The following is a 23,360-nucleotide window of genomic DNA, read 5'->3' as shown; positions in this document are numbered from 1 at the left end:
ACGCATCAATGTATGTCAGACTACTGACATGCGTCAAGACGGGAACGGCATCGACCTCGACACGTCCCTCGGCTACCTGCTCAAGGAGGCGTCGAGCGCGCTCCGCACCGCGATGGAGGCCGTGCTGCGCCCGCTCGGCATGACCATCACGCACTACTCGTGCCTCGAACTGCTCGCGCAGCGCCCGGGGTCGTCGAACTCCGACCTCGCCCGCGGGGCCTTCGTGACGCGGCAGTCGATGAACGTCCTGCTGCAGGCACTCGAACGGGACGGCTCCGTGTCGCGTGCGTCGGAGGCACCGGTGGGCAAGGCGCTGCCGGTCCAGCTCACCCCGCTCGGGCGGGAGCGTCTCGCCGAGGCCTCGGCAGCGGTCCGCGGCGTCGAGCTCCGGATGCTCGGGGGGATGTCGGCCGACGAGCAGGAGGCAGCGCTCCGTGCCCTGCGGAGCATGGTCCGGGCGCTCCGCGACGACGCGTGAACGGTCCCGCTATTGTGCGACCGGTCGGCGCCCCGTGGACGACTGGAACCGCAGCAGGTAGCCGTCCGGGTCGGTGACGAGGAACTGCCGCACGCCGGCCTCCTCGTCGCCCACGCGGTACCAGCGCGTCTCCGGCGGCATGAAGAGCTCGACACCGCCGGCACGGAGCGACGCCGCGACGACGTCGGCGTCCGGCACACCGATCTGCAGGTTGATCCCACGGCCGAGGGGTCGCTCGAGCGGCCCGGTGACCCAGTTGCGACCGACCCCGGCCTGCTCGAGCATCACGTGCGCCGACCCGAGGACCAGGTACGCGAAGCGCTCCTCCGGACGCGCGTAGCGCACGGCGAAGCCGCACAGGCCCACCCAGAAGGCGTTGCTGACGTCCACGTCGGCGACGAGGAGCTCGGGAACGAGCGCGGGATCCGGGTCGGGTGTCACGAGGCCATGGTGCCAGTCGTGGCGCCCCACGGCGCTCGGCGGAGCGCGGTCCGGGAGGCGCGGTGCGGCCGGGGTGGACGCGCTGCGGCCGGGCGCACGGTGCGTGGCGGACGCGCACCGCGCCTCCTGAACGTGTGGACAAGATCCGTGCTCGCCGGACCGGCGACGCGTCGGCGGCCTAGCGTGAGGGCGTCATGGCACCCGAACACCGACTCCCTGCTGAGCCCGATGCGGCTCCCACCGTCGCGCACCACGAGGCGCACCACGCTGCCACCGCCGCGCCCCCCGAGCGCACCGAGCACTCCGATGGCGGCTCAGGCGACCAGCCGGACCCGAACCGGTGGAAGGCCCTCGTCATCTGCCTGCTCGGCGGCGGCATCGTCCTGCTCGACGTGTCGATCGTCAACGTCGCGCTGCAGTCGATCTCGTCGGGCCTCCCCGGGGCGACCCCGGAGGCCGTGCAGTGGATCCTGTCGGGCTACGCGCTGTCCTTCGGGCTCCTGCTCGTCCCGGGTGGGCGGCTCGGCGACGCCTCCGGTCGTCGCCGCATGTTCGTCATCGGCGTCGGGCTCTTCACCCTCGCGAGCGCCCTCTGCGGCTTCGCGCCGAACGGGATCGTGCTGGTCGTCGCGCGGCTGGTGCAGGGCCTCGCCGGTGGCCTGCTGACCCCCCAGGTGACCGCCCTCATCCAGCAGCTGTTCCGCGGCAAGGAACGCGGCACCGCGTTCGGGCTCTTCGGCGCCACGGTCGGCATCGCCACCGCGATCGGCCCGCTCGTCGGCGGCCTCCTCATCACCGCCTTCGGCACCGAGAACGGCTGGCGGTTCGTCTTCTTCGTGAACCTGCCCGTCGGACTCGTCACGATCCTCCTGGCCTTCCGCTACCTGCCGGGGGCGAGCCGGGCCGAACGCGGCCGGAAGCACGACTTCGACCCCGTCGGCATCGCCCTGCTCGGCGCCGCCGTGGTCGCCCTGCTGCTGCCGTTCGTGCAGTCGCAGGAGTGGAAGGGCACGGCGAAGTGGTGGCTCGTGGTCGCCGCCGTCGTGCTCGGCGTGCTGTTCGTCCTGTGGGAGCGGCGGTACGCCCGGTCGAAGGAGCCCGTCATCGACCTCGCGCTGTTCCGCCGCCGGTCCTTCTCGCTCGGCGTCGGACTCGCGACGCTGTACTTCGCCGGGTTCACGCCGCTGTTCTTCGTCCTGACGCTGGCCCTGCAGTCCGGCCTGCACTACTCGGCGCTGATGGCAGGCCTGGCCTCGCTGCCCTTCGCGATCGGCTCCGGGGTGGCGTCGACCATCGGCGGTCGCGTCGTCTCGCGGTTCGGCCGGCAGCTCATCGTCGTCGGGACGATCCTCGTGCTCGTCGGGCTCGGTGCCGTGATCTGGGTCGTCGCGAACCACTACCGGTCCGACCTCGGGTGGTGGCTCGTCGTGCCGCTCCTCGTCGCCGGGGTCGGCTCCGGGCTGACGATCTCGCCGAACCAGACCCTCACCCTGTCCGAGGTGCCGGTGGAGCAGGGCGGGTCGGCCGGCGGCCTCATCCAGGTCGGCGCCCGTGTCGGCTCCGCGATCGGCATCGCCGCCGTCGGCAGCGTGTTCTACTCGGCGCTCGCGAGCTCGAAGGGCGACTACTCGCAGGGGCTGCCGCTGGGGCTCGGCGTCGCGCTCGCGTTCGTGGCGGCCGCCCTCGTCGCCGGCATCGTCGACGTCGTGGTCGGACGGGTGCGGGGGACCGAGGCGACGGTGTGATCCGGGTCCTGACGATGCGCTATCGTCAGGACCAGAGGGAAAAGGCCCGCGCCCCACCGGCTGCCGGGTACTCACACGCGGCTCACGGGGGTCGCCACTTCGTCACCGAAGGAGTGCCCCGTGTCCGAAGTCCTCGCTCGCCCGCCGTTCGACCCCGAACTCGTGCCGTTCCTCGACGCACTGGCGGCACGCGGTCCCTTCACCGTCACGCCGGAGATGCTCCCGCACATGCGGCAGCTCGACGTCACCGAGGCCGAACTCGACGCACGGCTGCACGCCCGCGGGTACGAGCGTCGGCGCATCACCGTGCCCGGCCACCGCGGCGACCCGATCGACCTCGCCGTGATCCAGCGCGCCGGTCGAACGGGCGCGACCACGGGGGTCTACACGATCCACGGCGGCGGCATGGTGTTCGGCCACCACCTCGGGAACCTCGACTCCTACGACGACTGGCTGCTGGTCCACGACGTCGTGCTCATCAGCGTCGACTACCGCCTGGCTCCGGAGCACCCGGACCCGTACCCGGTCGAGGACTGCTACGCCGGCCTCGTCTGGGTGGCCGAGCACGCCGAGGAGCTCGGCATCGACCCCGACCGCATCGCCGTCGCCGGGCAGAGTGCCGGCGGCGGGCTCGCGGCGGGCACCGCCCTGCTCGCCCGCGATCGACGAGGACCGTCGCTGCTGGCGCAGATCCTCGTGTCGCCGATGCTCGACGACCGCGACGCCACCGTCTCGACGCGGCAGATCGACGGCGTCGGGGTCGCCGACCGGCAGCTGACCCGGTTCGGATGGGACGCCTACCTCGGGGACCGTCGCGGGACCGAGGACGTGTCCGTGTACGCCGCTCCCGCACGGGCGAGCGACCTCGCCGGACTCCCGCGCACCTACATCGACTGCGGCAGCGCCGAGGTGTTCCGCGACGAGACCGTCGCCTTCGCGAGCGGGTTGTGGGCGGCGGGCGTCGACGCCGAGCTGCACGTCTGGCCCGGAGCCTTCCACGGCTTCACGAGCATGGTGCCCGACTCGACCGTCGCGAGGACCGCCACCGCAGCACTCGCCCGGTGGACGAGCCGGACGCTGGGTGACGTCGAGGATTGAATGGACCCGTGCGGGTACTGGTGCTGGGCGGGACGGGATGGCTGGGACGGGCGATCGTCCGTGCGCTCCTCGCAGCGGGGGCGGACGTCACGTGCCTGGCGCGCGGCGAGACGGGTACGGTCCCGGACGGCGCCCGGCTCGTCCGGGCCGACCGCCGGGCACCCGGCGCGTACGACGACGTGCGCGGCGCGTGGGACGAGGTGGTCGAGCTCTCGTGGGACCCCGACCTCGTCGGCCCCGCGCTCGACGCCCTCGCGGACGACGCCGCGCACTGGACCCTCGTGTCGAGCACCTCGGTCTACGCCCGCAACGACGAACCGGGCGCGGACGAGACCGCCGCGGTCGTCGAACCCGCCGACCTGACGCAGTACGCAGACGTCAAGGTCGCCGCCGAGCGGCGGAGCGTCGACCGCCTCGGGTCGAGGCTGCTGGTCGCCCGACCCGGCCTGATCGTCGGCGCCGGCGACCCGAGCGACCGGTTCGGGTACTGGCCCGGCCGACTCAGCCGTCCCGGGCCCGCGCTCGTCCCCACGACGGCCGGTCGCACGGTCCAGGTGGTCCACGTCGAGGACCTGGCCCGCTGGATCGGCGATGCCGGACGGGCCGGTCGCACCGGGGTCGTCAACGCCGTCGGGGACGTCGTGCCGATGCAGGACTTCCTCCAACTCGCCGTCGAGGCCACGGGCTTCGACGGCGAGCTCGTCGAGGTCGCGGACGACGTCCTGCTGGCCCACGACGTCGCGTACTGGGCGGGGCCGCGGTCCATACCGCTCTGGCTGCCGCGCACCGACACGGCGCTGATGGACCGGTCGGCGCGGGCGTTCCGCGACGCCGGCGGCCGCACCCGTCCGCTCGAGGAGACCCTCGCCGAGGTGCTCGAGGACGAGCGGGCACGCGGTGTGGACCGGGCTCGGCGTTCCGGGCTCACGGCCGCCGAGGAGGCGGCGGTCCTCGCCGCCGTCCGCTGACGCCTCGCTCCGGCGCCGTCCGGACATCCACGGAGGCTCACGCACATGACGACGATGCGCCGACGCACGCGATCGATCGCCGTCGCGGCGGCCATCGGCATCGGCCTCCTCGCCGTGCTCGCGATCGTGCGGTTCGCTGCCCTGACCCGCGCGCCATCATCCTGCGCCAGGAGGTCCTGGGGGAGCTCCTGGTCATCCAGACGGATCACTGGTCGCGTCCGGCCGCGCCCTGACGGCGACCAGACGGCGGGCCGGAGGCTCGGTGCCAGGCCGCGCCGTGCCTCCCGTCCGTCCTTCGTCGCCTCGTGCAGACGTCGATGTGTAACGCTTCGAGGGTGACTGGACACTCCTGGGTGTGACGAACGAACAGGACGACGGTCCGCTCTGGACCTACGCGTTGGGCAACGACGGGACCGCGTTCGCCGCGCTCTTCGATCGCCATCGGCCCCGCGTGTACCGACGAGCGGTCAGCCTGACCGAGAGCATCCACGACGCCGAGGACATCACCGCAGCTGCGTTCTACGAGCTCTGGCGGAAGCGTCGGAGCGTCACGCTCGTCGCCGGCTCCGTCGTGCCCTGGCTGCTCGTGACGACCGTGAACCTCGCGCGCAACCATCGACGCGCGGCGATCCGGTACCGCACACTCATCGCAAGCCTCCCGCGCGACGAGGCATCGTCGCCGCCGGTCGACGCGGCGGACGTGGAGACGCGCGATCGGCTGCGCGCATCCGTACGGGGCCTCGGCCCGGTCGACGCAGCGCTGCTGGTCCTGACCGGCGTCGAGGACGTCCCGGTCTGGCAAGCCGCGCAGGCGCTGGGTCTCAAGCCACCTGCTGCGCGTGTCCGTCTGCACCGCATGCGGAAACGCCTGCAGGACGAACTCCGCGACCTTCGTCCGAACATCCGCCCCGCCACGGAAGGTACCTCCTCATGAGCCTCGACATGCACCCCGGAGCCGCGACCTCGATCCGTTCGGAGCTCGCGGCGATCGGCACGCGCGGGAGCCGTCTGCAGCGACGACAGCGCCGGGCCCGCATCACCGTCTCCCTCGTAGCGGTTGCGGCGGTCGCCGTCACGACGAGCGCCGCTGCGCTCCTCGCCACCGGCCTTCCGGGCTCCACCGCCACCGCGGCACTCGGCGCGTCGACCACCGCGACGCACACCGGACCCGCTCGGATCGAGATGGGCAATGCACCCGCGGGCGCCGGAGCCGTCATCGTGGACCTCACCTGCCTGAACACCACCGGTATGGTGCAGGTCCCGACACGGAGCGGGGAGTCCGGGACGAGCTGCCGGAACCTCGGAACGGTCCACGTCGTCGACGGACTGCTTCCTGCCCCGGGGACGACCACGTTCAGCGTCGACGCGACCCAGGGTACGAAGTGGAGGGCGACCGTGCAGTACGCGAGCGCCGTGACCTCCGAGTGGAGCGTGAACGCGAACGGTCAGACCTACGGCGTGGAGAACGCGTCCGGTCACCCGGACCTCGTGCCTGCCAGGGCGGACAACGGCCGGACGGGGTGGGCGCGCTGGGACCAGTGGTCCGCGGCCGAGAAGACCGCGACCGTGGACGTGTACGAGTCGGACGGCACCACGGTGATCGGGCACGCCGAGGTCGTCGTCGGGGTGGACGAGGTGCCGCTCGACCGTGGGCTCATCGATGATCTGGAGTCGGTCCAGACCAACGAACCCGATCCTGGTCCGAGCCGGTGAGTCGCGCCGCGCTGTCGGCGGGCACGCTCACGCCCTGATGACCGTGGGAGGTCACCGCGTCTCCCGTCCGGTGCTGGTTCGCGTCAGCACCACGTCAGCGTGGCGTGAGCGGCTCGGACGAGGCTGTGGTCCATGAACGTGATCGTGGTCGTGCAGCTCGTCCTCGTCGGCCTCCTCGCCGGCGAGGAGTTCGTCGTGCGGTGGGGTGTCCAGCCGGCGGTGGCTACCTTGCCGGACGACGCCCACCTCCGCACACGGATCGCGCTCGTCAAGTCGCTCAAGGTCGTCGTGCCGATCCTGATGGTGCCGGCGGTGCTCGCCACGGTCGCCGTCCTGGTCGTCGCCGGCGCGGGCGACGGTCTCGGGTGGCGAGTGGCAGCCGCAGTGGCGCTCGGGGTGTTCGTCCTGGCGTCGTTCCTCGGTACCGTCCCGATCAACATCGGGGTCAACGACTGGGATCCGCTCGACCCGCCAGCGGACTGGAAGCGGGTCGTGGTGCGGTGGGAGCGCATCGACGTACTCCGGTCGAGCGCGGCGATCGCGGCGTTCGTACTGACCGCGATCGGGCTCGTGCAGATGGTGGCGTGACGGAGGGCCGGTCGGTCGACGACCGGACGGGCGAGGACATCAGTCGGCGACCCGATCTCGGAGCAGATACCGGACGGCCGCGTCCAGGACGTGGGACGGCATCGCGTGTCCGCCGCCGAACACCTCGGCGGTCAGAACGCCTGGGCGGAACGCTTCGAGGACCTGCTGCACGCCGTGGAGCGGGAAGAGGCGATCGTCACGTCCGGCCGCGACGAAGACTGGCTGATCGACGGCGGAGGCGACCAGCGGAACGTCGCCGACCGCGGTGAGCCCCGGAACGAACCGCGCGGGATTGTGGCGAATGCGTTCCGACTCGAACGAAGCCAACGTCCCGATGCCGCAGCTCACGACGCCCCGCGTCAGGCGGGGGTCGATGGCGAGGGAGAACAGCGCGACCTGACCGCCGAGCGAGTGCCCGACGATCCCGAGGTCCGTACCGATCGCACCCGTGTCCTGCATCCAGCTCGTCACCGTTGCGACGTCGCGCGTGTGCTTCGCCTGCAGGCTGCTGCCGTTCGACACCCGGAACAATGCGTCGAGCCGTTCGTCCGCGGCGGGGTCATCGGTCCAGTCGCGTCGTCGCTCCTCGAACCCGACGAGGTCCGGCAGGATCACCCGCGCCCCGGCACTCGCGAGCGCTGCACCATAGGCGAGTGAGGGGTCACCCGACAGCCCCGCCGGCTCGCTCTTGCCGACCGTGAACGCCCCCGCGTGTTGGTGAACGGCGATGACGTCCAAGCCGGCGGGATCATCCGGCGTGAGGAGGAGGCACGGGATCGTGTCGCCGTCGAGGGTGTCGAGCTCGATGCGCTCGCTCCGGACCGACCCCTCGCTGCGGAGCACCGAACGGCGAACCGCCGTCGGGCGGATCGACTCCGGCTCCGGAAGCGCGAGCAGCCCGCGGACCTTCGAGCGAGCCGGACCGCCGATCGCTTGCGTCATCTCTGGACGCTACCAGCGCCCGGAGGCCGACCGACCGTCGAGACGCCTGCTGGATCGAGGCAGTGGATGGTGAACTGAGATCATGCGTATTCGGTCAGCCGCAGTCGTCGTACTCGATGAGCGGGTGCTGGTGATCAAGAGACGAGCGGTCCTCCCCGCCGTCCGCTGACCCCTCGCGCCCGGATCGATGCTCAGCCGCGCCGCCGGCGACGGAGCCGTTCGAACCACCCGGCCGTCGCGATCCCCTGACCCACGTCACCGCTCCCGGCCAGCGTGCCCGCGGCGAGGCCCAGGAACGTCGCACAGTGTCCGCGTCGCCGTCCGGACCGGCTCGCCCTGGATGGGTCGTCGGCACTGGTCACACCGCTGCTGCACGGTCCCCCCGATCGTCGGTGCTGGCTCCCGAGTCTGCCGCACCGTCGCGTGGCCGTGCCGTGTGACGGACGGGAGACGGCCCCACCAGCCGGTTCCGGCGCACCGCGCCAGCGGTGCGACGGCCATGACGGGAGGCGCGGTGCCGGCTGGCACCGCGCCTCCCGTCCGGCGGCGGGTCGCCGCAGCGGGCTCAGCCCTGGTTCGCGATGTCGGCAGCCCAGGACAGGTCGTCGTCGGGGTCGACCTCGAACGCCTCGAACCGCGGGTCCCCGAGGATGTCCGCCACCAGGGTCCGGCTCCCAGCGACGATCGTCGCGTCCCAGTCGATCTCGGTGGCGAGCACCCAGGCGTGGTCCTCGGGCCAGAGCATCTGCGGCGTGTGGCCCGGCGCGGGGTGGTCCTCGATGCTGACGGTGTCGAGCCAGTCGGGGCGGGCGAAGGTGTCGAGCGAGGCCGTCATCAGGTGGAAGCCGCGCCCCGGCCAGGCGAAGCGCGGACCCTCCAGCGCGTCGGCGATCATCCGTCTGCGGTGTCGCAGCTCGACGAGCGCCCGCTGCTGCTGCGCCGCGATGTCCGCCGCAGTGGGCTCGCCGAAGCCGAAGGATGCCGCGCTCGAGCCCGCTCCGAGGTCGCCCCATCCCTCCCACACGGCGGCGACGAGGTCGGTCGGCGTGGTCGTGGACCGAGCGAGGTGCACGGTCAGGGCGGCGAGCAGGTCGGTGTCGAGCTGGCCCTCCTCGGGTGGCCCGACGGTCCAGCCGTCGTCGGTCTCGACGGCGACGGGCGGCGTCCGGCCGGACAGGTGCACCCACTGCACCAGCGGATGCACCCGCTTGCCGTTCCGTTCGGCGATGTCGGACCACCGCCACGGTCGCCCGTCCACGAGGAGCGGCACACCCCACTGGTCGGTCACGCTCGCGTCCCGCCGATGTGCGGGCAGCGGGTGCAGGATCCGCGCGTACGCCGCGAAACCGGTCCCGGCGACGCCGCCCGCCGTCGCCCATCCTCCGGCGCGCTCGAGCAACCAGTCCCCACGACCCACGTCCGCGATCAGCCCCATGGGGTCACGGTAGACCGGCGGAGCCGTCGGGCGCAGCCGGATCGTCGCGCGGCGCTGCCGTCGAGGTGCGGCAGCCGACTCGTCGAACCGGATGTTCACCCGAGCGCGCTGGTCGCGCTCCGGAGTTCCTGCAGCACGTCGAGCGCATGGCGCGCCAGTGCGTCGTCGTCGCTCCGCTCGCCCTCCGACCAGCGTGCGTACCCCTGCTTGAACGCCAGGACCCCCATCTCGCTCGCCAGCTGGGCGAGCGTCTCGGGCACCCCACGCTCACGGAGCGCCGTCGCCATCGCCGCTGCCATACCGACGCTCTTCAGCGCGTCGCGTTCGCGGAGTTCGGCACTCGCAGCGACGGCGGCCTTGAGACGCGGGCCGAGCGCCCGGTTCCGCGGACCCATCTCACCGGAGGCTCGCTCGAGTCCGGCGGCGACGGCGTCCAGCGGGGTCGCCTCTGCTGGAGCCTCGGCGATCCCCTCGGCGAGGAGGCGACTGAGGGTCTCCTGCCCGGCGACGAGGAGCTCGCGCTTGTCCGGGAAGTGCCGGAAGAAGGTGCTCTTCGTCACGCCTGCGCGCTCGGCGATCTCGACGACGGTCGTCGCGTCGTACCCCTGCTCGGTGAACAGATCGACTGCGGCGATGACGAGTCGCTCACGTGCTCCCGGTTCCCATCGCGCCATGGTGCGATCCTAGCCGACGGGACAATTGTCCCATGATGGGTCCAAAGTGACGGGACAATTGTCCCATGGTGGGTCTAGAGTGACGGTACACATGTCCCATCACTCGAATCGAGGAACCACCATGCACGTCTTCGTCACCGGGGGCACCGGCACGATCGGTACAGCCGTCGTCACGGAACTGCTCGCCCACGGCCACACGGTCGTCGGCCTCGCCCGCTCGGATGCTTCAGCTGCCCTCCTGGAGACCGCTGACGCCGGGATCCTGAGGGGTTCACTCACCGACCTCGGCGTGCTCCGCTCCGGCGCCGCCGCTGCCGATGGGGTCATCAACCTCGCTTTCAGCCGCGACTACAGCAGTGCCGATGGACTGGAACGAGGACTCGTCGAGGAACGGGGAGCGATGGAGACACTGGGCGACGCGCTCATCGGCACCGGGAAGCCGCTCGTCGCCGTGTCCGGCACGCCTTGGGTGCCCGGACGATTGTCGACCGAAGTCGACCCGCTTCCGACGGACGGCCCGGTCGGTAGCCGAGCCGTTGCCGTGTCCGCCCTGCTCGCGCTCTCCGCGCAGGGCGTCCGGGCCTCCGTGGTCCGCATGCCGAGGACGGTGCACGAGAACGGCCGCGGCGGCTTCGCTGGCCTCCTGACCGATGCCGCTCGTCGCTCGGGCACAGCCGGGTACCCGGGCGACGGAACACAACGCTGGCCCGCCGTCCACGCCCGGGACGCCGCGACGCTCTTCCGACTCGCGCTCGAGTCAGCCCCTGGCGGCAGCAGCTGGCACGCGGTCGCCGACGAGGGGGACCGGGTCCTCGACATCGCGACGGTGATCGGCCGTCGACTCGGCTTGCCGGTGGAGCCCGTACCGGACGAGACGTTCGGCCCGCTCGGACCCATCTTCGCGATGGACCAGCCAGCCTCCAGCGCGCAGACCCGGAGGGCACTCGGGTGGGAGCCGACGCACCCGTCACTCCTCGACGATCTCGAGTTGCTGCACCCGTGAGGCGACTCCGGCTCCTCGACGGGCGGTCTCCGGTCCGCCGATCGCACACCCGGGCCGGTCGGCGTGGCCCCCTTGGCCGTCTCGCGTAGCGGACCTTCACCGGAACCTGTTCCGGACCACCCATCCGGACAGTGCGCAGGCGCAGCCCTGCAAAGACCCCGTCTTCGCTGCCGAGCGTCCGGTTGACGACGGTCGATTGAGACAGCGGCCCGGGTCCATCGTGTGTGACTTCACATGCTTGCTGTGGCACCCATTTCATTACGGCGGAGCAAGCTCGAACACCGATGGAGGAGGTAGTGGTGTTCGTGCTGCAAGCGATCGGTGACGCGTTGGCGGCGGCCGGCTCGATGGGGTGGGAGATCCTCTGGCCCCTCGTACTCGGCTTCACCCTGTCCGGCATCATCCAGGCGATCGTCCGAACGGACCAGATCACCAAGCTGATGCGCGACGACTCGCCACGTGCGATCAGCGTCGCGACTGGGCTCGGCGCCCTGTCATCGTCCTGCTCCTACGCCGCCGTCGCGCTCGCGCGGGCCCTGTTCCGGAAGGGCGCGAGCCTGTCATCCGCGATGGCGTTCGAGGTGGCGTCGACAAACCTCGTCGTCGAGCTCGGGCTGATCCTGGCGTTCGTGATGGGGTGGCAGTTCACCGTCGCAGAGTTCGTCGGCGGCCCGATCATGATCATCCTCATCGCCCTCGGCTTCCGGCTCTGGATGCGCGGCAAGATCCTCGACGCCGCCCGCGAGCAGGCCGACAAGGGCCTCGCCGGGTCGATGGAGGGACACGCGGCCATGGACATGTACGTGCAGGGCGACCAGGGGTTCTGGCGGCGACTGCTCTCGCGGCCCGGGCTGACGAGCGTGTCGCAGTACTTCGTCATGGACTGGGCGTCCGTGCTCCGCGACATCATCATCGGACTGCTCATCGCCGGCGCGTTCGACGCGTGGTTCCCGAAAGCGTGGCTCCAAGCGGTGTTCCTCGAAGGGAACCCCACGCTGGCGTTCATCATCGACCCGATCATCGGACCACTGCTCGCGATGGTGAGCTTCGTCTGCTCCGTCGGGAACGTGCCCCTCGCCGCGGTGCTCTGGAACGGCGGGATCAGCTTCGGCGGCGTGATCAGCTTCATCTTCGCTGACCTGATCATCATCCCGATCATCGTCATCTACCGGAAGTACTACGGCTGGAAGGCAGCCCTCCGGATCACCGGGATCTTCTACGGTGCGATGGTCCTCGCCGGCTACGCCGTCGAGCTGCTGTTCACCCCGCTGGGCCTCGTCCCCACGAACCGGCACCTGAGCATCGTGGCGACCTCGATCAGCTGGAACTACACCACCTGGCTCAACATCGTGTTCCTACTGATCGCCGCGTTCCTGCTGATCGTATTCATCCGCACCGGCTCCTGGTCGATGCTACGGATGATGAAGGGTGCACCCGACGACGGCGGCCACGACCACGCCGCACACGAGCACTCACACGCCTGACCGCACGCCGCGATCGAGCTGATCAGCGGACCGGTCAGTGGTGGCCGTGGACGACGGCGTGGCCGAGGCCTCGGCTGATCATCCATCGGTTCACGGGTGTGGTGACCACAAACGCGATCGCGAGCGAGAACAGCAGCGCCGCCCAGAACAGCCAGTCACTGAGCTGCGCGTCCATCGCGCCGGGGATCGCAACGATGACGGTGTTGTCGATCAGCTCCATGACCGCGATCGACACGGTGTCCGCGGCGAGAGCGACCTTGAACGCAGCGCGGAGGCTCAGACCCGACTTGATGACGCCGCGCATGGTGAGGGCATAGCCGAAGATAAACGCCAGGACGATCGACAGGACGATCGTGCCGGCGTTGTGGAAACCGGCGGCGGTGCCGGTGACCATGCCGAGGACTTCACCGATTGCGCAGCCGGTGAGGCAGTGCAGCGTCGCTTGCGCAGCCATCGACCACGTCGTCGTCCCGTGCCCGCCGCTGTGGCCGGCGTGCTCGTCTCCGCTCATCTGATGGTGCTCGTCTCCGCTCATCTGATGGTGCTCGTCTCCGCTCATCTGATGGTGCTCGTGCGTGTCCATGCTGCTCCGATCCGACGCGGCTGACGCCAACAGTCCACATATACCCCCAGGGGGTACCATGCGCTGTAACACGAAACTCCGCGCGATGTTCCCGGTTCGGCCGGTCGCGGCGGGTTCGGTGTGAATCCGGACACCAGGTTGCCGCCGCCCGCGCGGGTACCGCACCATAGAAGCGTTCACTCCACCCGTCTGCTCGAAAGACTGATGCTCACCACCACCACCTCACCGCGTCGCCGGCTGCTGTTGCAGGCAACGGCGACGCTGGCGTTGCTGCTGCTGGTCGGGTTCACGGTCCTGATGCACACGATGGCCGGGCACACCGCCGGCCACGAGCACTCGATGGCGACTCCCGCGATCACCGCCGAGCACGGCCACGTCGCGGCCGCCGGCCACGGCGAGCACGTAGCTCCTGTGACTGCGGTGCTGACGGTCCTCACCGACGCGGGCTGCGACAGTGGCCTGTGTGCGCTGATGTGCTCGTTGATGGGGATGGCGTGCGCGCTGACGATCGCGCTGTTCACCTGGGCTCTGCTGCGTGCACGGACCGTCGGCATCCTCGCGTTGCTGTCGCGGCTGCTCGCGCTGGCTGACCGGCTGCCGCGCCGCATCGCGGCACCGAAACCGCCATCACTGACGGCGTTGCAGATCATCCGCATCTGATCCGCCCCCAGCGGGATCCCACCCCCGATGGGTGGCCTCCGCATGCCCAGATCCGGGAGGCGTCCGCCTGCCCGGAACACCTGACGCATTCACGGGAACGGAAGATCATGCACACCACCACCACCACCACCACGCGCACGCTCGCGATCGCTGCCGCACTGACCCTCGGCCTCGCCCTCGCCGGCTGCTCCACGAGCAACAGCGGCTCCGACGCCGGCGCGTCCTCGTCGACGTCGGCGGCGTCGGCGCACAACGACCAGGACGTGATGTTCGCGCAGATGATGCTGCCGCACCACAAGCAAGCGGTCGAGATGAGCGACATGCTCCTGGCTAAGGGCTCCGGCGTCGACTCCGACGTCGCTGCACTCGCGAAGCAGATCAAGGCCGAGCAGTCCCCGGAGATGAAGCAGCTCACCAGCTGGCTCAAGGGTTGGGGTGAGCCGGCCGACTCGGAGCACTCCGGGATGGGGCACTCCATGTCCGGGATGATGTCCGACTCCGACATGAGCGACCTCGACCAGGCGTCTGCGAAGGATGCCGGGAAGCTCTACCTCGAGCAGATGATCCAGCACCACAAGGGCGCCGTCGACATGGCCAAGACCGAAGTCGACAAGGGCAAGAACACCGACGCCGTCGCGATGGCGAAGTCGATCGTGTCAAGCCAGACCGAGCAGATCACCCAGATGCAGGACATGCTCGCGTCCCTCTAAACCCCGGCGTGGGTCGCGGCAGGCTCCCCCCTTCCCGCCGCGGCCTACGACCGGCCCACCCTCTCCTCCCTGCTCGACTCGCGTTCGGGCCACCCCACGGCCTGCCGGCCGCCACCCCTCTTGGAGCCTGCCCGTGCCTCAGCAGCACCCCCAGACCCCCACGATTCCCGCAGCTCGGACGCGCCGCGAAGCCCTCGCCGCCGAACGCGCCGCCGCAGTCCCGACCGCCAGCCGCACCCGAACCACGACGACCACTGCCGCTGCCCGGCTGGCGCTGCGGCCACTGCGGACCGTCGCGGCTGTACCCGTAACACCGGCCCGCTCACTGCGGTCGCGCGTTCTCGCCGCGGTCCCAATCACTGGTGCCGCGGCCGCGATGGCGCTGTTCACCGCTGCCGCAGCGCTGCCCGCGCAGGCCACGACCGGCCCCGCAGCAGTCGTGCCCGGCGTCGCTCCTGCCACCACCGGGCAGAGCTTCACCGCGTCCGGGCTGGCTCTCGCGGTCGACCGCGACGGGTACACGATCACCAAGCCGACCCCGAAGCCCGTCATCACCAAGACAGCACCCGCCTCACGGGCCGCGTCAACCGTGGGCGCACCGGCCTCGACGAAACAGAGCGTTCCCACGACCACGGGCGGCACGATCGTGAACACCGGAACCGGCGACATTCGCTGGCCCATCGCCGGAACCATCACCGTCAGCTCACCGTTCGGTCCGCGAAGCGCCCCATGCGCGACCTGCTCGTCGATTCATCAGGGCGCGGACCTCACCCCCGGCGCCGGCACCCCCATCGGAGCTGTCGCTGCCGGCACTGTCCGAGTGTCGACAACGCACCCCGAATACGGGCAGTACGTCATCATCGACCACCAGATCGACGGTCGCCTCGTGTCCACCCTGTACGCGCACATGATATTCGGCTCCTCGCCGCTCCGACCAGGCGACACCGTCGCCGTCGGGCAGCTCGTCGGCCTCGTCGGCAACACCGGAGCGAGCACCGGCGCGCACCTGCACCTGCAGGTCATGCCCGGCGGCACCACACCCATCGACCCGATCCCGTGGCTCACCGCCAACGCCGGACGCACGCTGTAGCACCTAGCTCCAGCGGTGTCCAACCAGCCATCGGCTATCGAGATGAGGCAGCGACCCTCGGATGGTCATCCTCGGCTGTATAGTCAGCATATGCTGACTAGAGCCTCTCGGGTTGATGTGATGAACCGGCTTGGCCGGGCTCTCGCAGACCCGACCCGAGCCCGCATCTTGCTGCGGCTGCTCGACGAGCCCGGGTATCCGGCGCGGCTGGCGGAAGAGCTCCAGTTGACCCGCACCAACGTGTCGAACCACCTCGCGTGCCTGCGCGGCTGCGGCATCGTCGTCGCCGTCCCACAAGGCCGCAGTACCCGGTATGAAATCGCAGACCCGCATCTGTCACGTGCGCTGGACGCTCTGGTCGACGTCGTTCTCGCCGTCGATGACGGCACTGACTGCACGGACAAGGACTGCGACGTCCCCCTGTGCTGCGGAGCCGGCGCATGAGCGCCGCCGTACAGCTCGCTGCCCCCCTGTCGGCTGCGCGCCGGAGCGTGTTGCAGCGACGGGTGCGGTGGATCGTCGCCGCGACGATCACCTACAACGTGATCGAAGCCGTGATCGCGATCGCAGCCGGCACGGTGGCGTCCTCGACGGCGCTGATCGGGTTCGGGCTCGACTCCATCGTGGAAGTGCTCTCCGCTGCCGCCGTCGCGTGGCAGTTCGCCGGTCGCGACCCGGAAGCACGCGAGCGCACCACGTTGAAAGTCATTGCGGTGTCGTTCTTCGGCCTCGCGCTGTACGTCACCGTCGACGCCGCCCTGACCTTCGCTGGGCTTCGCGAGCCAGAGCACAGCACCGTCGGAATCGTCCTCGCCGCGGTGAGCCTCGCCGTGATGCCGTTCCTCAGCCTGCTGGAGCGGCGCGTCGGGAAGGAACTCGGCTCCGCGTCCGCTATCGCTGACTCGAAGCAGACCCTCGTGTGCAGCTACCTCTCCGCCGCGGTCCTGATCGGCCTGCTGCTGAACACCCTGTTCGGGTGGGCCTGGGCCGACCCGGTGGCGGGCCTGGTCGTGGTGGTCTTCGCGGTCCGGGAGGGCTTGGAGGCCTGGCGCGGCGACGCGTGCAAGCAGCCGGTGTCGGCACTGATCGGTGAGCGCGACGTCGACGCGTGCGACTGCTGCTGACCGGCTGGGCTCCTGGTGCAGCTCGGCGGACGGGTACCGGCTCTGGTCTGCGGACGCTCGAGAGCCCGTCGCAGACGTCGAGGCACTGCCGGAACAGTGCCAGGTGTGCATGCTCCGATCGGAGCTCTGGTTCCGATGCGACAGTTTCGATGACGTCGAGCGGCGGGTCGGTGCGTGTCGCCTGCTCGGTCTGTAGCGGTCTGGGCAGCCCGTCCCCAAGCCCAGTTGGCTAGCTAGGCAGCTAATCGGTGTCCGCATCTCGTATGAGGCACCCCTATCGATACGGCTCAGGGCAGAGTTCTCCTTCCCGAATGAGGGTTGGCGTTTTTTCGGCGGCTACTTCTTCCCGAAACGGGCTCGTCGCAGTTCTGCGACGATGCGTGCCCGCTCGGGGTCCTTTGCCAGCGTGCGGTCGTCGACGACGTCCACGATGTGCTTGATCAGCTCCGTGACCTGCTTGCGCAGGAGGAAGCCAAGCACGGGGGCGACGACCGCGATGATGCCGGTCAGGATGGTGCCGCCGAAGGCCGTCAGCATGTCCACCGTTGTGTCGGTGATGGGCATGTTGCCTCCTTCGGGTTTGGCCGTGTGGCCAGCCCGCCCGTCGTGGGCGGGGGTCTAGAGCGCCAGGTCGGCGCGTGCGCCCGGTGGACGCGCAGAGGCCCTATGCCCGGAGCGAGCGGTCTGGTGTGCGCTCCGCGCGTGAGGGCATGGAAAAGGCCGGCCCTGACGGGACCGGCCTGTTCGTGGTGCTCGGGTGCTGCGCTGAGGGCAGAGTCGTATCGAGCGGTTCCAGCCTACGGTTCGGGCCGGACATGACGAAAGCCAGTCCGATGGACTGGCTTTTTGCGCGCACTAATGACGCGTGTCACAGCATAGCGGGTTTTGGAACATACCTGCAAGCATGCGGATCGAAGCGTGCCGCTCCTGCTCAGGAGCTGGCGTGCGGGCTTCGGCGTTCGACGAGGACGTTGTCGCGCCACTGCCCGGCCCACGGCCCGAATGTCATGAGGCCGATGCGTTCTCGGGTGCCGAGTTCGCGGAACCCGTGTTGGGCGTGGAGGGCGCGGGAGGCGGTGTTCTCGGGGAAGATCCCGGACTGGATGGTCCAGATGCCGGCTGCCTCGGTCGACGCGACCAGGGCGTCGAGGAGCAGGTGTCCAACACCGCGACCACGCGCTGCGGCGGCGACGTACACGGAGTGCTCGACGACGCCCCGGTACACCGGCCGGGCGGAGGTCGGGGAGACCGCCACCCAGCCGAGAACCGCGTCACCGTCGGCGGCGACGAACCGGTGCTCGGGCAGCTTCCCGTCGTCGATGCCTCCCAGGTCGGCGGTGCCGCCTCAAACGTCGCGTTTCCGGTGGCGATGCCATCCCGGTAAATCGCCTCGACACTGGGCCAGTCGGCGGCGGTCATCGGCCGAATGGTGACCGTGGTGCTGTCGGTCATGGGCGCAGTAGCTCGCCCTGGATGCGGGCGGCGACGGCGTCGCGCATGGGACGGACGTCGTCGGGAGACCAGGAGTCCGGGTCCGGGAACGACCACTGCAACACCTTCCCGCGAGGCGTCGCGGGAAGGTCGAGGCCGGGCTTCATCAGCACGACGACGTCGGCCTGATCCAACAGCTCGGGCGTGACCTTCCGCGGAATGCGGTCGCTGATGTCGAGGCCGAGCTCCGCGACGGTCGCGGCGATCGACGGGTTCACCTCGCCGGCGGGTGCGATCCCGGCAGAGGTGGCGGTGTATCGGTCAGGGGCGGCGATTTCGAGGAGAGCTGCGCCGAGTTGGGAGCGGCCGGCGTTGTGCTTGCAGATGAACAGCACGGTGGGCTTGGCAGTCATGCGGGGTCCGGTTCAGTTCGTGCAGCAGGAGCTGCTGGCGGGCGGCGCGGCCGGTGCAGGTGCGGCGCAGCACGACGAGTCCTCGGACACCTCGGTCGTGGTTGCGGGCACGTCGCATGAAGATGAGCCGCCGACGCCAGTGGAGCAGACGCCGGTCTCGGGCAGGACCAGTTCCACCTGCCGAGCCGCGTGGTGGTCACCGGCGAGTTCTGCGGCGATGGAACGGACCTGCTCGTAGCCGGTGAGCAGCAGGAACGTGGGGGCGCGGCCGTAGGACTTCATCCCGGCGATGAAGAAGTTCGGCTCCGGGTGCGCCAGCTCTGCGACACCGTGCGGCGGGACGGAGCCGCAGGAGTGCAGGTTCGGGTCGATCAGCGGCGCGAGCGCCCGGGGTGCTTCGACGATGTCGTCGAGGCCCAGGCGGATCTCGCGGAGCATGTCGAGGTCGGGCCGGAACCCCGTCGCGTTCACCACAACATCAACCGTCACCGTGATCGCCTCGCCGGCACGGCGGCCGGTAACGGCAACCTGGTCACCGTCGGGACGGACGTCGTCGATCTCGAACGAGGCGAGCTGCTCGACCTGGCCGGACTCGACGAGGCCGTGCACGTTCGAGCCGAGCTGCCCGCGGGCAGCGAGCCCGTCGGCGGCATCCGCGCGGAGCCGGGCGGTGCCGGCGTTCCGGATCGCCCACAGCAGCGTCGTGCCGGGTTCGTCCTTGGCGAGAGCGGCAAGCTTGATGAGCGTGTTCGCGGCCGAGTGCCCGGCCCCGACGACGAGGACCCGCTTCCCGGCGAACCGTGCCCGGTCCGCACCAAGCACGTCCGGGAGAGCGTGCATCACCCGGTCCCCGAGGTCCGCAGCGGGTGCGAGGCCGGCGGCGGTGAGCGGGTTCGGGGACGTGTACGTGCCGGAGGTGTCGACGACGGCGCGGGCGGTGACGTCCTCGACGCCGTCGGCCGTGTGGAGGCGGAGGAGGAACGGGGTGTCGGCGCGGCCGGTGGAGCGGGTGCGGTCCATGCCCTGCCGGGACACCGCGTCCACGCGGACGCCGTACCGGATCACCGGGGCCAGCTCGGGCGTCTGAGCGAGGGGTTCGAGGTACTGGGCGACGAGGTCGTGCCCGGTCGGCAGCGACGAGCGGCGGGGCTCGGTCCAGCCGGTGCGTTGGAGGAGCCGGCGGGCGGCGTCGTCGATGACGTACCGCCACGGGGAGAACAGCCTGGTGTGCCCCCATGCCCGGACGGACGTGCCGACCTGGTCGCCGGCTTCGTAGACGACGACGGGCAGGCCCTGCTCGAGGAGGTGCGCGGCGGCGGCGAGGCCGACAGGGCCGGCGCCGATGACGGCGACGGGCAGCCCGGTCAGGCGGTCCGCGTCGGCCCGGGGTGGGACGGTGAGGGTGAGGGTCATGGTGGTGGTCCTTCCGGTGGTCAGGCGGATGCTTCGGCGGGCAGCAGCTCGGCCAGGAGCGCCTGCACGCGGGTCTTGATCTCGTCGCGGATGGGGCGGACGTCGTCGATGCCCTTCCCGGCGGGGTCGGTGAGGTCCCAGTCCTCGTACCGCTTGCCAGGGAAGATCGGGCACGCGTCGCCGCAGCCCATCGTGATCACCGCGTCGGACTCGCGGACGGCGTCGGTGGTGAGGATCTTCGGCTGGTTCGAGGCGATGTCGATGCCGTCCTCCGCCATGGCTTCGATCGCGACGGGGTTGATCTGGTCCTTCGGCGCACTGCCGGCGGAGCGGACCTGCACACGGTCGCCGCCGAGGGCCTGGGCGTAGCCGGCTGCCATCTGGGAGCGGCCGGCGTTGTGGACGCAGACGAACAGGATCGTGGGGGTCGCGGTCATCGTGGGGGTCGCGGTCATAGAGGTGCTCCCGGTTCGGGTGGTCATCGGATGAGGGTGAGCCAGCCGGCGAGGGCTGTCAGGGTGACGGCAAGGACGGGGACGGTCAGGACGATGCCGGTGCGGAAGTACTGCCCCCAGCCGATGTGGATGCCCTTCCGATCGAGCACGTGCAACCACAGCAGCGTCGCCAGCGACCCGATCGGGGTGATCTTCGGGCCGAGGTCGGAGCCGATGACGTTGGCGTAGATCATCACCTCGTGCGTCAGCCCGGTCGCGCCAGCTCCGCCGATCGCGAGGGCAGCAATCAGCACCGTCGGCATGTTGTTCATCAGCGACGCCAGGATCGCGATCACGAACCCGACCCCGAGCGCGGTGACGAGGACCCCCTGGTCCCCGAACACGTCGAACAGCTCCGCGAGGTAGTCGGTGAGGCCCTGGTTCTGCAGCCCGTACACGACGAGGTACATGCCGATCGAGAACAGCACGATCTGCCACGGCGCCTCCCGGATCGTCTTCCACACCGGAATCACCCGCCCCGACCCGCCACCCGCAGCGCCACCACTGCCGGCTGTGACGGTGGCGGTGCCGCCGGTCGTGACGAGGACCGGGGACGCGGTCTGGCGGGCGAAGAGGAACGCAGGTTGCCGGGCGGCAACGAGAACGATCACGACCGCACCGACACCAGCGACCGTGGCGAGGGGAACCCCGAGCGGGTCGGCGGCGAAGTAGCCGACCAGCAGCAGGGCAAGGACCACCCATCCGGCGCGGAACGTCGCCCGGTCCTTCACAGCGGCGGCAGGCCGGGGCAGGGCGAGGACGTCGTACCGCTTCGGAATGCTCCGGCCGAAGTACGCCAGCAGCATCCCGAGGGACGCCAGCACGGACACGATGCCAAGGGGCACCATGACGGCGGCGTACTCGGCGAACCCGAGGCCGAAGTAGTCGGCAGAGACGATGTTGACCAGGTTCGACACCACCAGCGGCAGGCTGCCGGTGTCGGCGATGAACCCGGTGGCGAGGATGAACCCCAGCGCCGCCTTCTGCGGCATGTTCAAGGCGCGGAGCATCCCGACGACGATCGGGGTGAGGATCAGCGCGGCCCCGTCGTTGGCAAACACGGCCGCGATGACCGCGCCGAGGCCAACGATCAGCACGAACAGCAGCCGACCGTTCCCGCGACCCCAGCGGGCCACGTAGAGCGCAGCCCACTCGAAGAACCCGGCCTCATCGAGGATCAACGAGATCAGCACCACCGCGACGAACGTCAGCGTCGCGTTCCACACAATCCCAACCACCGTCGGCACGTCCCCAAGCCCAACAACCGTGGTCACGAGAGCGACGACCGCGCCGATAAGCGCGGTGTAGCCGATCGGGAAGCCCTTCGGCTGCCAGATCACCACCACGAGCGTCGCGACGAAGATCACCGCGGCGACGACCGCCAGCACCATCAGCCGCTCACCCCGGCCGGGGTTGCTGCCGCGGCGGCGCGCCCCCAGCCCTGCGCGGCGACCTGCACGGCATCCCACGGGGACCCGAGCGGCGGCGTGTAGGAGAGGTCCAAGTCGATGACGTCATCGACCGACAGGCCCGCGTGCAGGGCGGTGGCGAACGTGTCGATGCGCTTGCTGATCTCCGCAGACCGCTCCCCGATGATCTGCGCCCCGAGGAGCCGGCCGCTGCTCTGGTCGCCGGTGACGCTGATCGTCAGCGGCACCGCACCCGGGTAGTACCGCTTGTGGTCATCCGCGACCGTCACCCGGTTTAGCGGCGACACGTCCAACGGCGCGGTTTCGTGGTGGCGGAGGCCGGTGCGGGCTGCGACGAGATCGAACACCTTCACCACCTGCGTCCCCACCGAACCGGCGAAGGTCCGGGACCCCCCGAGCATGTTCTCCCCGGCGACGCGGCCCTGCTTGTGCGCGGTCGTCCCGAGCGGCAGCCACGTCGTACCGAGGAGCCGGTGATGCGTCACGACGCAGTCACCCGCCGCCCACACATGCGGCACCCCGGTCCGCATCTGCTCGTCGACGATGATCGCGCCGGCCTGCCCGAGTCGCGCGCCTGCCGCGGCCGCGAGGTCCGTCACCGGCCGCACCCCGACACAGACCACCACGAGCGCGAACGTTCGTGCGGCCTCACCAGATGCGGAGCTGGTCGCGACGCTCCACTGCCCGCCGCCCGCCGGGGTGATTCCGGTGACGGTCGCACCGGTCAGCACCGTCGCGCCGTGCCGACGGACCTCCGCGGTGACCAGGGAACCGAGTTCCGGGTCGAGGGTCGAGAGCACTTCCGGGCCGCGCTGGATCAGCGTCGTGTCAAACCCGCGGGCGACGAGCCCCTCGGTCATCTCGAGACCGATGTAGCCGGCGCCGACCACCGCGACGCGGCTGCCGGCAGGCAAAAGCTCCAGGGCGGCGACAACTTGCTCCGCGTCGGTCATCGAGTGCAGCAGGTGGATGCCGGGCTTACCGAACGGGATCCCGGCCGGGCGGACCGGCTCCGCGCCGGTCCCGATCAGCAGCTCGTCGTAGGCGATCTGCTCCTCACCGGCCGGGCCGGTGACGGAGAGCAACTGGCGGTCGACGTCGACGGCGGAAGCCCAGGTGGAGGAGCGGACAGTCATCCCGGCGGCTTCGAGGTCTCCGCGGGTGCGGTGCGCGAGAGACGCTTCGGTGGCGACGTCGCCGGAGACCCAGTAGGGGATGCCGCAGATGGAGAAGTTCGGGAACTCGTCGGCGAGGACCACCGTCACATCGGTCGACGGGTCGAGCTCACGGGCGCGGAGCGCTGCGGCGATGCCGGCGTCGCTGCCCCCAACGGCAACAAGGTGAGTCATCGGGTCGGTCCTTTAGATCGATCGGAAGTCGAGCAGGAACATCGAAGCACGTCGATATCGATGAACGCAAATATAGACCTGCATCGAAGGGCGT

Annotated in this window: 25 protein-coding genes and 1 pseudogene; 14 read left to right on the top strand and 12 right to left on the bottom strand. The window is 70.3% G+C overall.

Features of this window, described 5'->3' with window-relative positions:
* The first annotated feature begins 28 nt into the window (after window positions 1-28).
* The gene (locus ACIQUC_RS10170; protein ID WP_402266315.1) at window positions 29-478 is read left to right on the top strand and encodes a MarR family winged helix-turn-helix transcriptional regulator; all 450 of its coding nucleotides are present in this window, start codon (window positions 29-31) and stop codon (window positions 476-478) included.
* A gap of 9 nt (window positions 479-487) precedes the next feature.
* On the opposite strand, the gene ACIQUC_RS10165 is transcribed toward ACIQUC_RS10170, so the two are convergent.
* Window positions 488-919, bottom strand: coding sequence for a bleomycin resistance protein (locus ACIQUC_RS10165; RefSeq protein ID WP_402266312.1), 432 nt, complete (start codon window positions 917-919; stop codon window positions 488-490).
* Window positions 920-1,113: 194 nt separating this feature from the next.
* Between ACIQUC_RS10165 and ACIQUC_RS10160 the strand changes: the two genes are divergently transcribed.
* The 6 genes from ACIQUC_RS10160 to ACIQUC_RS10135 all read left to right on the top strand — a co-directional run bounded on the left by ACIQUC_RS10160 (window position 1,114) and on the right by ACIQUC_RS10135 (window position 7,031).
* Window positions 1,114-2,664, top strand: a complete 1,551-nt coding sequence (locus ACIQUC_RS10160; RefSeq protein ID WP_402266309.1) for an MFS transporter — start codon at window positions 1,114-1,116, stop codon at window positions 2,662-2,664.
* A 120-nt stretch (window positions 2,665-2,784) separates the two neighbouring features.
* Entirely contained in the window at window positions 2,785-3,762 is a 978-nt protein-coding gene (locus ACIQUC_RS10155; protein ID WP_402266306.1) for an alpha/beta hydrolase, read from the top strand.
* Between the two features lie 8 nt (window positions 3,763-3,770).
* Complete coding sequence (locus ACIQUC_RS10150; protein WP_402266304.1) at window positions 3,771-4,730, top strand: NAD-dependent epimerase/dehydratase family protein; 960 nt, start codon at window positions 3,771-3,773, stop codon at window positions 4,728-4,730.
* Window positions 4,731-5,085: 355 nt separating this feature from the next.
* Window positions 5,086-5,664, top strand: a complete 579-nt coding sequence (locus ACIQUC_RS10145; protein WP_402266301.1) for an RNA polymerase sigma factor — start codon at window positions 5,086-5,088, stop codon at window positions 5,662-5,664.
* Window positions 5,661-6,443, top strand: a complete 783-nt coding sequence (locus tag ACIQUC_RS10140) for a hypothetical protein (RefSeq protein WP_402266299.1) — start codon at window positions 5,661-5,663, stop codon at window positions 6,441-6,443. Before ACIQUC_RS10145 ends, ACIQUC_RS10140 begins: the two co-directional genes overlap by 4 nt.
* 132 nt (window positions 6,444-6,575) lie before the next feature.
* Entirely contained in the window at window positions 6,576-7,031 is a 456-nt protein-coding gene (locus ACIQUC_RS10135; RefSeq protein WP_402266296.1) for an anthrone oxygenase family protein, read from the top strand.
* A gap of 39 nt (window positions 7,032-7,070) precedes the next feature.
* On the opposite strand, the gene ACIQUC_RS10130 is transcribed toward ACIQUC_RS10135, so the two are convergent.
* The 3 genes from ACIQUC_RS10130 to ACIQUC_RS10120 all read right to left on the bottom strand — a co-directional run bounded on the left by ACIQUC_RS10130 (window position 7,071) and on the right by ACIQUC_RS10120 (window position 10,082).
* Entirely contained in the window at window positions 7,071-7,973 is a 903-nt protein-coding gene (locus tag ACIQUC_RS10130; RefSeq protein WP_402266293.1) for an alpha/beta hydrolase family protein, read from the bottom strand.
* A 565-nt stretch (window positions 7,974-8,538) separates the two neighbouring features.
* The gene (locus tag ACIQUC_RS10125) at window positions 8,539-9,408 is read right to left on the bottom strand and encodes a hypothetical protein (RefSeq protein WP_402266290.1); all 870 of its coding nucleotides are present in this window, start codon (window positions 9,406-9,408) and stop codon (window positions 8,539-8,541) included.
* A gap of 95 nt (window positions 9,409-9,503) precedes the next feature.
* Window positions 9,504-10,082 (bottom strand): TetR/AcrR family transcriptional regulator, encoded by a 579-nt coding sequence (locus tag ACIQUC_RS10120; protein WP_402266287.1) that lies wholly within the window; start codon window positions 10,080-10,082, stop codon window positions 9,504-9,506.
* A gap of 121 nt (window positions 10,083-10,203) precedes the next feature.
* Here ACIQUC_RS10120 and ACIQUC_RS10115 point away from each other — a divergent pair, with 121 nt between their 5' ends.
* Window positions 10,204-11,085 carry an SDR family oxidoreductase gene (locus tag ACIQUC_RS10115; RefSeq protein ID WP_402266284.1) on the top strand — a complete coding sequence of 294 codons (882 nt, stop codon included), beginning with the start codon at window positions 10,204-10,206 and terminating at the stop codon, window positions 11,083-11,085.
* Between the two features lie 299 nt (window positions 11,086-11,384).
* On the top strand, window positions 11,385-12,569 hold the full coding sequence (locus tag ACIQUC_RS10110; RefSeq protein ID WP_402266281.1) for a permease: 1,185 nt from the start codon (window positions 11,385-11,387) through the stop codon (window positions 12,567-12,569).
* A 34-nt stretch (window positions 12,570-12,603) separates the two neighbouring features.
* On the opposite strand, the gene ACIQUC_RS10105 is transcribed toward ACIQUC_RS10110, so the two are convergent.
* Entirely contained in the window at window positions 12,604-13,152 is a 549-nt protein-coding gene (locus ACIQUC_RS10105; protein ID WP_402266278.1) for a DUF4396 domain-containing protein, read from the bottom strand.
* A gap of 204 nt (window positions 13,153-13,356) precedes the next feature.
* Here ACIQUC_RS10105 and ACIQUC_RS10100 point away from each other — a divergent pair, with 204 nt between their 5' ends.
* The 5 genes from ACIQUC_RS10100 (at window position 13,357) to ACIQUC_RS10080 (ending at window position 16,736) form a co-directional block, all read left to right on the top strand.
* Complete coding sequence (locus ACIQUC_RS10100; RefSeq protein ID WP_402266275.1) at window positions 13,357-13,812, top strand: hypothetical protein; 456 nt, start codon at window positions 13,357-13,359, stop codon at window positions 13,810-13,812.
* 107 nt (window positions 13,813-13,919) lie between these two features.
* Entirely contained in the window at window positions 13,920-14,522 is a 603-nt protein-coding gene (locus ACIQUC_RS10095; protein WP_402266272.1) for a DUF305 domain-containing protein, read from the top strand.
* Window positions 14,523-14,898: 376 nt separating this feature from the next.
* A complete protein-coding gene (locus ACIQUC_RS10090) occupies window positions 14,899-15,612 on the top strand; it encodes a M23 family metallopeptidase (protein WP_402266269.1) in 714 nt (237 codons plus the stop codon).
* A gap of 90 nt (window positions 15,613-15,702) precedes the next feature.
* On the top strand, window positions 15,703-16,056 hold the full coding sequence (locus ACIQUC_RS10085; RefSeq protein WP_402266267.1) for an ArsR/SmtB family transcription factor: 354 nt from the start codon (window positions 15,703-15,705) through the stop codon (window positions 16,054-16,056).
* A complete protein-coding gene (locus ACIQUC_RS10080) occupies window positions 16,053-16,736 on the top strand; it encodes a cation diffusion facilitator family transporter (RefSeq protein WP_402267259.1) in 684 nt (227 codons plus the stop codon). The genes ACIQUC_RS10085 and ACIQUC_RS10080 overlap by 4 nt, the downstream gene beginning before the upstream one ends.
* 336 nt (window positions 16,737-17,072) lie before the next feature.
* Here the strand turns inward: ACIQUC_RS10080 and ACIQUC_RS10075 are convergent, their stop codons facing one another.
* The 7 genes and pseudogenes from ACIQUC_RS10075 to ACIQUC_RS10045 all read right to left on the bottom strand — a co-directional run bounded on the left by ACIQUC_RS10075 (window position 17,073) and on the right by ACIQUC_RS10045 (window position 23,266).
* On the bottom strand, window positions 17,073-17,300 hold the full coding sequence (locus ACIQUC_RS10075) for a hypothetical protein (protein WP_402266265.1): 228 nt from the start codon (window positions 17,298-17,300) through the stop codon (window positions 17,073-17,075).
* Between the two features lie 367 nt (window positions 17,301-17,667).
* Window positions 17,668-18,188, bottom strand: a pseudogene (locus ACIQUC_RS10070) (GNAT family N-acetyltransferase).
* Window positions 18,185-18,580, bottom strand: a complete 396-nt coding sequence (locus ACIQUC_RS10065) for a low molecular weight phosphatase family protein (RefSeq protein WP_402266262.1) — start codon at window positions 18,578-18,580, stop codon at window positions 18,185-18,187. Before ACIQUC_RS10065 ends, ACIQUC_RS10070 begins: the two are co-directional and overlap by 4 nt.
* A 12-nt stretch (window positions 18,581-18,592) precedes the next feature.
* Window positions 18,593-19,993 carry an NAD(P)-binding domain-containing protein gene (locus ACIQUC_RS10060; protein ID WP_402266259.1) on the bottom strand — a complete coding sequence of 467 codons (1,401 nt, stop codon included), beginning with the start codon at window positions 19,991-19,993 and terminating at the stop codon, window positions 18,593-18,595.
* A gap of 20 nt (window positions 19,994-20,013) precedes the next feature.
* Window positions 20,014-20,430 carry an arsenate reductase ArsC gene (locus ACIQUC_RS10055; RefSeq protein ID WP_402267256.1) on the bottom strand — a complete coding sequence of 139 codons (417 nt, stop codon included), beginning with the start codon at window positions 20,428-20,430 and terminating at the stop codon, window positions 20,014-20,016.
* Window positions 20,431-20,471: 41 nt separating this feature from the next.
* A complete protein-coding gene (locus tag ACIQUC_RS10050; protein ID WP_402266256.1) occupies window positions 20,472-21,878 on the bottom strand; it encodes an arsenic transporter in 1,407 nt (468 codons plus the stop codon).
* Window positions 21,878-23,266, bottom strand: a complete 1,389-nt coding sequence (locus ACIQUC_RS10045) for an FAD-dependent oxidoreductase (protein ID WP_402266253.1) — start codon at window positions 23,264-23,266, stop codon at window positions 21,878-21,880. Before ACIQUC_RS10045 ends, ACIQUC_RS10050 begins: the two co-directional genes overlap by 1 nt.
* Window positions 23,267-23,360: the final 94 nt, after the last annotated feature.

The sequence above is a fragment of the Curtobacterium sp. NPDC098951 genome (assembly GCF_044759965.1).
In the GTDB taxonomy this organism is placed as follows: domain Bacteria; phylum Actinomycetota; class Actinomycetes; order Actinomycetales; family Microbacteriaceae; genus Curtobacterium.
Note: the sequence above shows the minus strand (reverse complement) of the source record. Positions and strands in the feature narration are given on the sequence as shown.

Bases quoted from the DNA above. Each gene is read 5' to 3' on its own strand.
- ACIQUC_RS10170 (WP_402266315.1), top strand. From the start codon at position 29: ATGCGTCAAGACGGGAACGGCATCGACCTCGACACGTCCCTCGGCTAC.
- ACIQUC_RS10160 (WP_402266309.1), top strand. From the start codon at position 1,114: ATGGCACCCGAACACCGACTCCCTGCTGAGCCCGATGCGGCTCCCACC.
- ACIQUC_RS10140 (WP_402266299.1), top strand. From the start codon at position 5,661: ATGAGCCTCGACATGCACCCCGGAGCCGCGACCTCGATCCGTTCGGAG.
- ACIQUC_RS10135 (WP_402266296.1), top strand. From the start codon at position 6,576: ATGAACGTGATCGTGGTCGTGCAGCTCGTCCTCGTCGGCCTCCTCGCC.
- ACIQUC_RS10130 (WP_402266293.1), bottom strand. From the start codon at position 7,973: ATGACGCAAGCGATCGGCGGTCCGGCTCGCTCGAAGGTCCGCGGGCTG.
- ACIQUC_RS10125 (WP_402266290.1), bottom strand. From the start codon at position 9,408: ATGGGGCTGATCGCGGACGTGGGTCGTGGGGACTGGTTGCTCGAGCGC.
- ACIQUC_RS10120 (WP_402266287.1), bottom strand. From the start codon at position 10,082: ATGGCGCGATGGGAACCGGGAGCACGTGAGCGACTCGTCATCGCCGCA.
- ACIQUC_RS10115 (WP_402266284.1), top strand. From the start codon at position 10,204: ATGCACGTCTTCGTCACCGGGGGCACCGGCACGATCGGTACAGCCGTC.
- ACIQUC_RS10105 (WP_402266278.1), bottom strand. From the start codon at position 13,152: ATGGACACGCACGAGCACCATCAGATGAGCGGAGACGAGCACCATCAG.
- ACIQUC_RS10100 (WP_402266275.1), top strand. From the start codon at position 13,357: ATGCTCACCACCACCACCTCACCGCGTCGCCGGCTGCTGTTGCAGGCA.
- ACIQUC_RS10095 (WP_402266272.1), top strand. From the start codon at position 13,920: ATGCACACCACCACCACCACCACCACGCGCACGCTCGCGATCGCTGCC.
- ACIQUC_RS10090 (WP_402266269.1), top strand. From the start codon at position 14,899: ATGGCGCTGTTCACCGCTGCCGCAGCGCTGCCCGCGCAGGCCACGACC.
- ACIQUC_RS10085 (WP_402266267.1), top strand. From the start codon at position 15,703: ATGCTGACTAGAGCCTCTCGGGTTGATGTGATGAACCGGCTTGGCCGG.
- ACIQUC_RS10080 (WP_402267259.1), top strand. From the start codon at position 16,053: ATGAGCGCCGCCGTACAGCTCGCTGCCCCCCTGTCGGCTGCGCGCCGG.
- ACIQUC_RS10075 (WP_402266265.1), bottom strand. From the start codon at position 17,300: ATGCCCATCACCGACACAACGGTGGACATGCTGACGGCCTTCGGCGGC.
- ACIQUC_RS10065 (WP_402266262.1), bottom strand. From the start codon at position 18,580: ATGACTGCCAAGCCCACCGTGCTGTTCATCTGCAAGCACAACGCCGGC.
- ACIQUC_RS10060 (WP_402266259.1), bottom strand. From the start codon at position 19,993: ATGACCCTCACCCTCACCGTCCCACCCCGGGCCGACGCGGACCGCCTG.
- ACIQUC_RS10055 (WP_402267256.1), bottom strand. From the start codon at position 20,430: ATGACCGCGACCCCCACGATCCTGTTCGTCTGCGTCCACAACGCCGGC.
- ACIQUC_RS10050 (WP_402266256.1), bottom strand. From the start codon at position 21,878: ATGGTGCTGGCGGTCGTCGCCGCGGTGATCTTCGTCGCGACGCTCGTG.
- ACIQUC_RS10045 (WP_402266253.1), bottom strand. From the start codon at position 23,266: ATGACTCACCTTGTTGCCGTTGGGGGCAGCGACGCCGGCATCGCCGCA.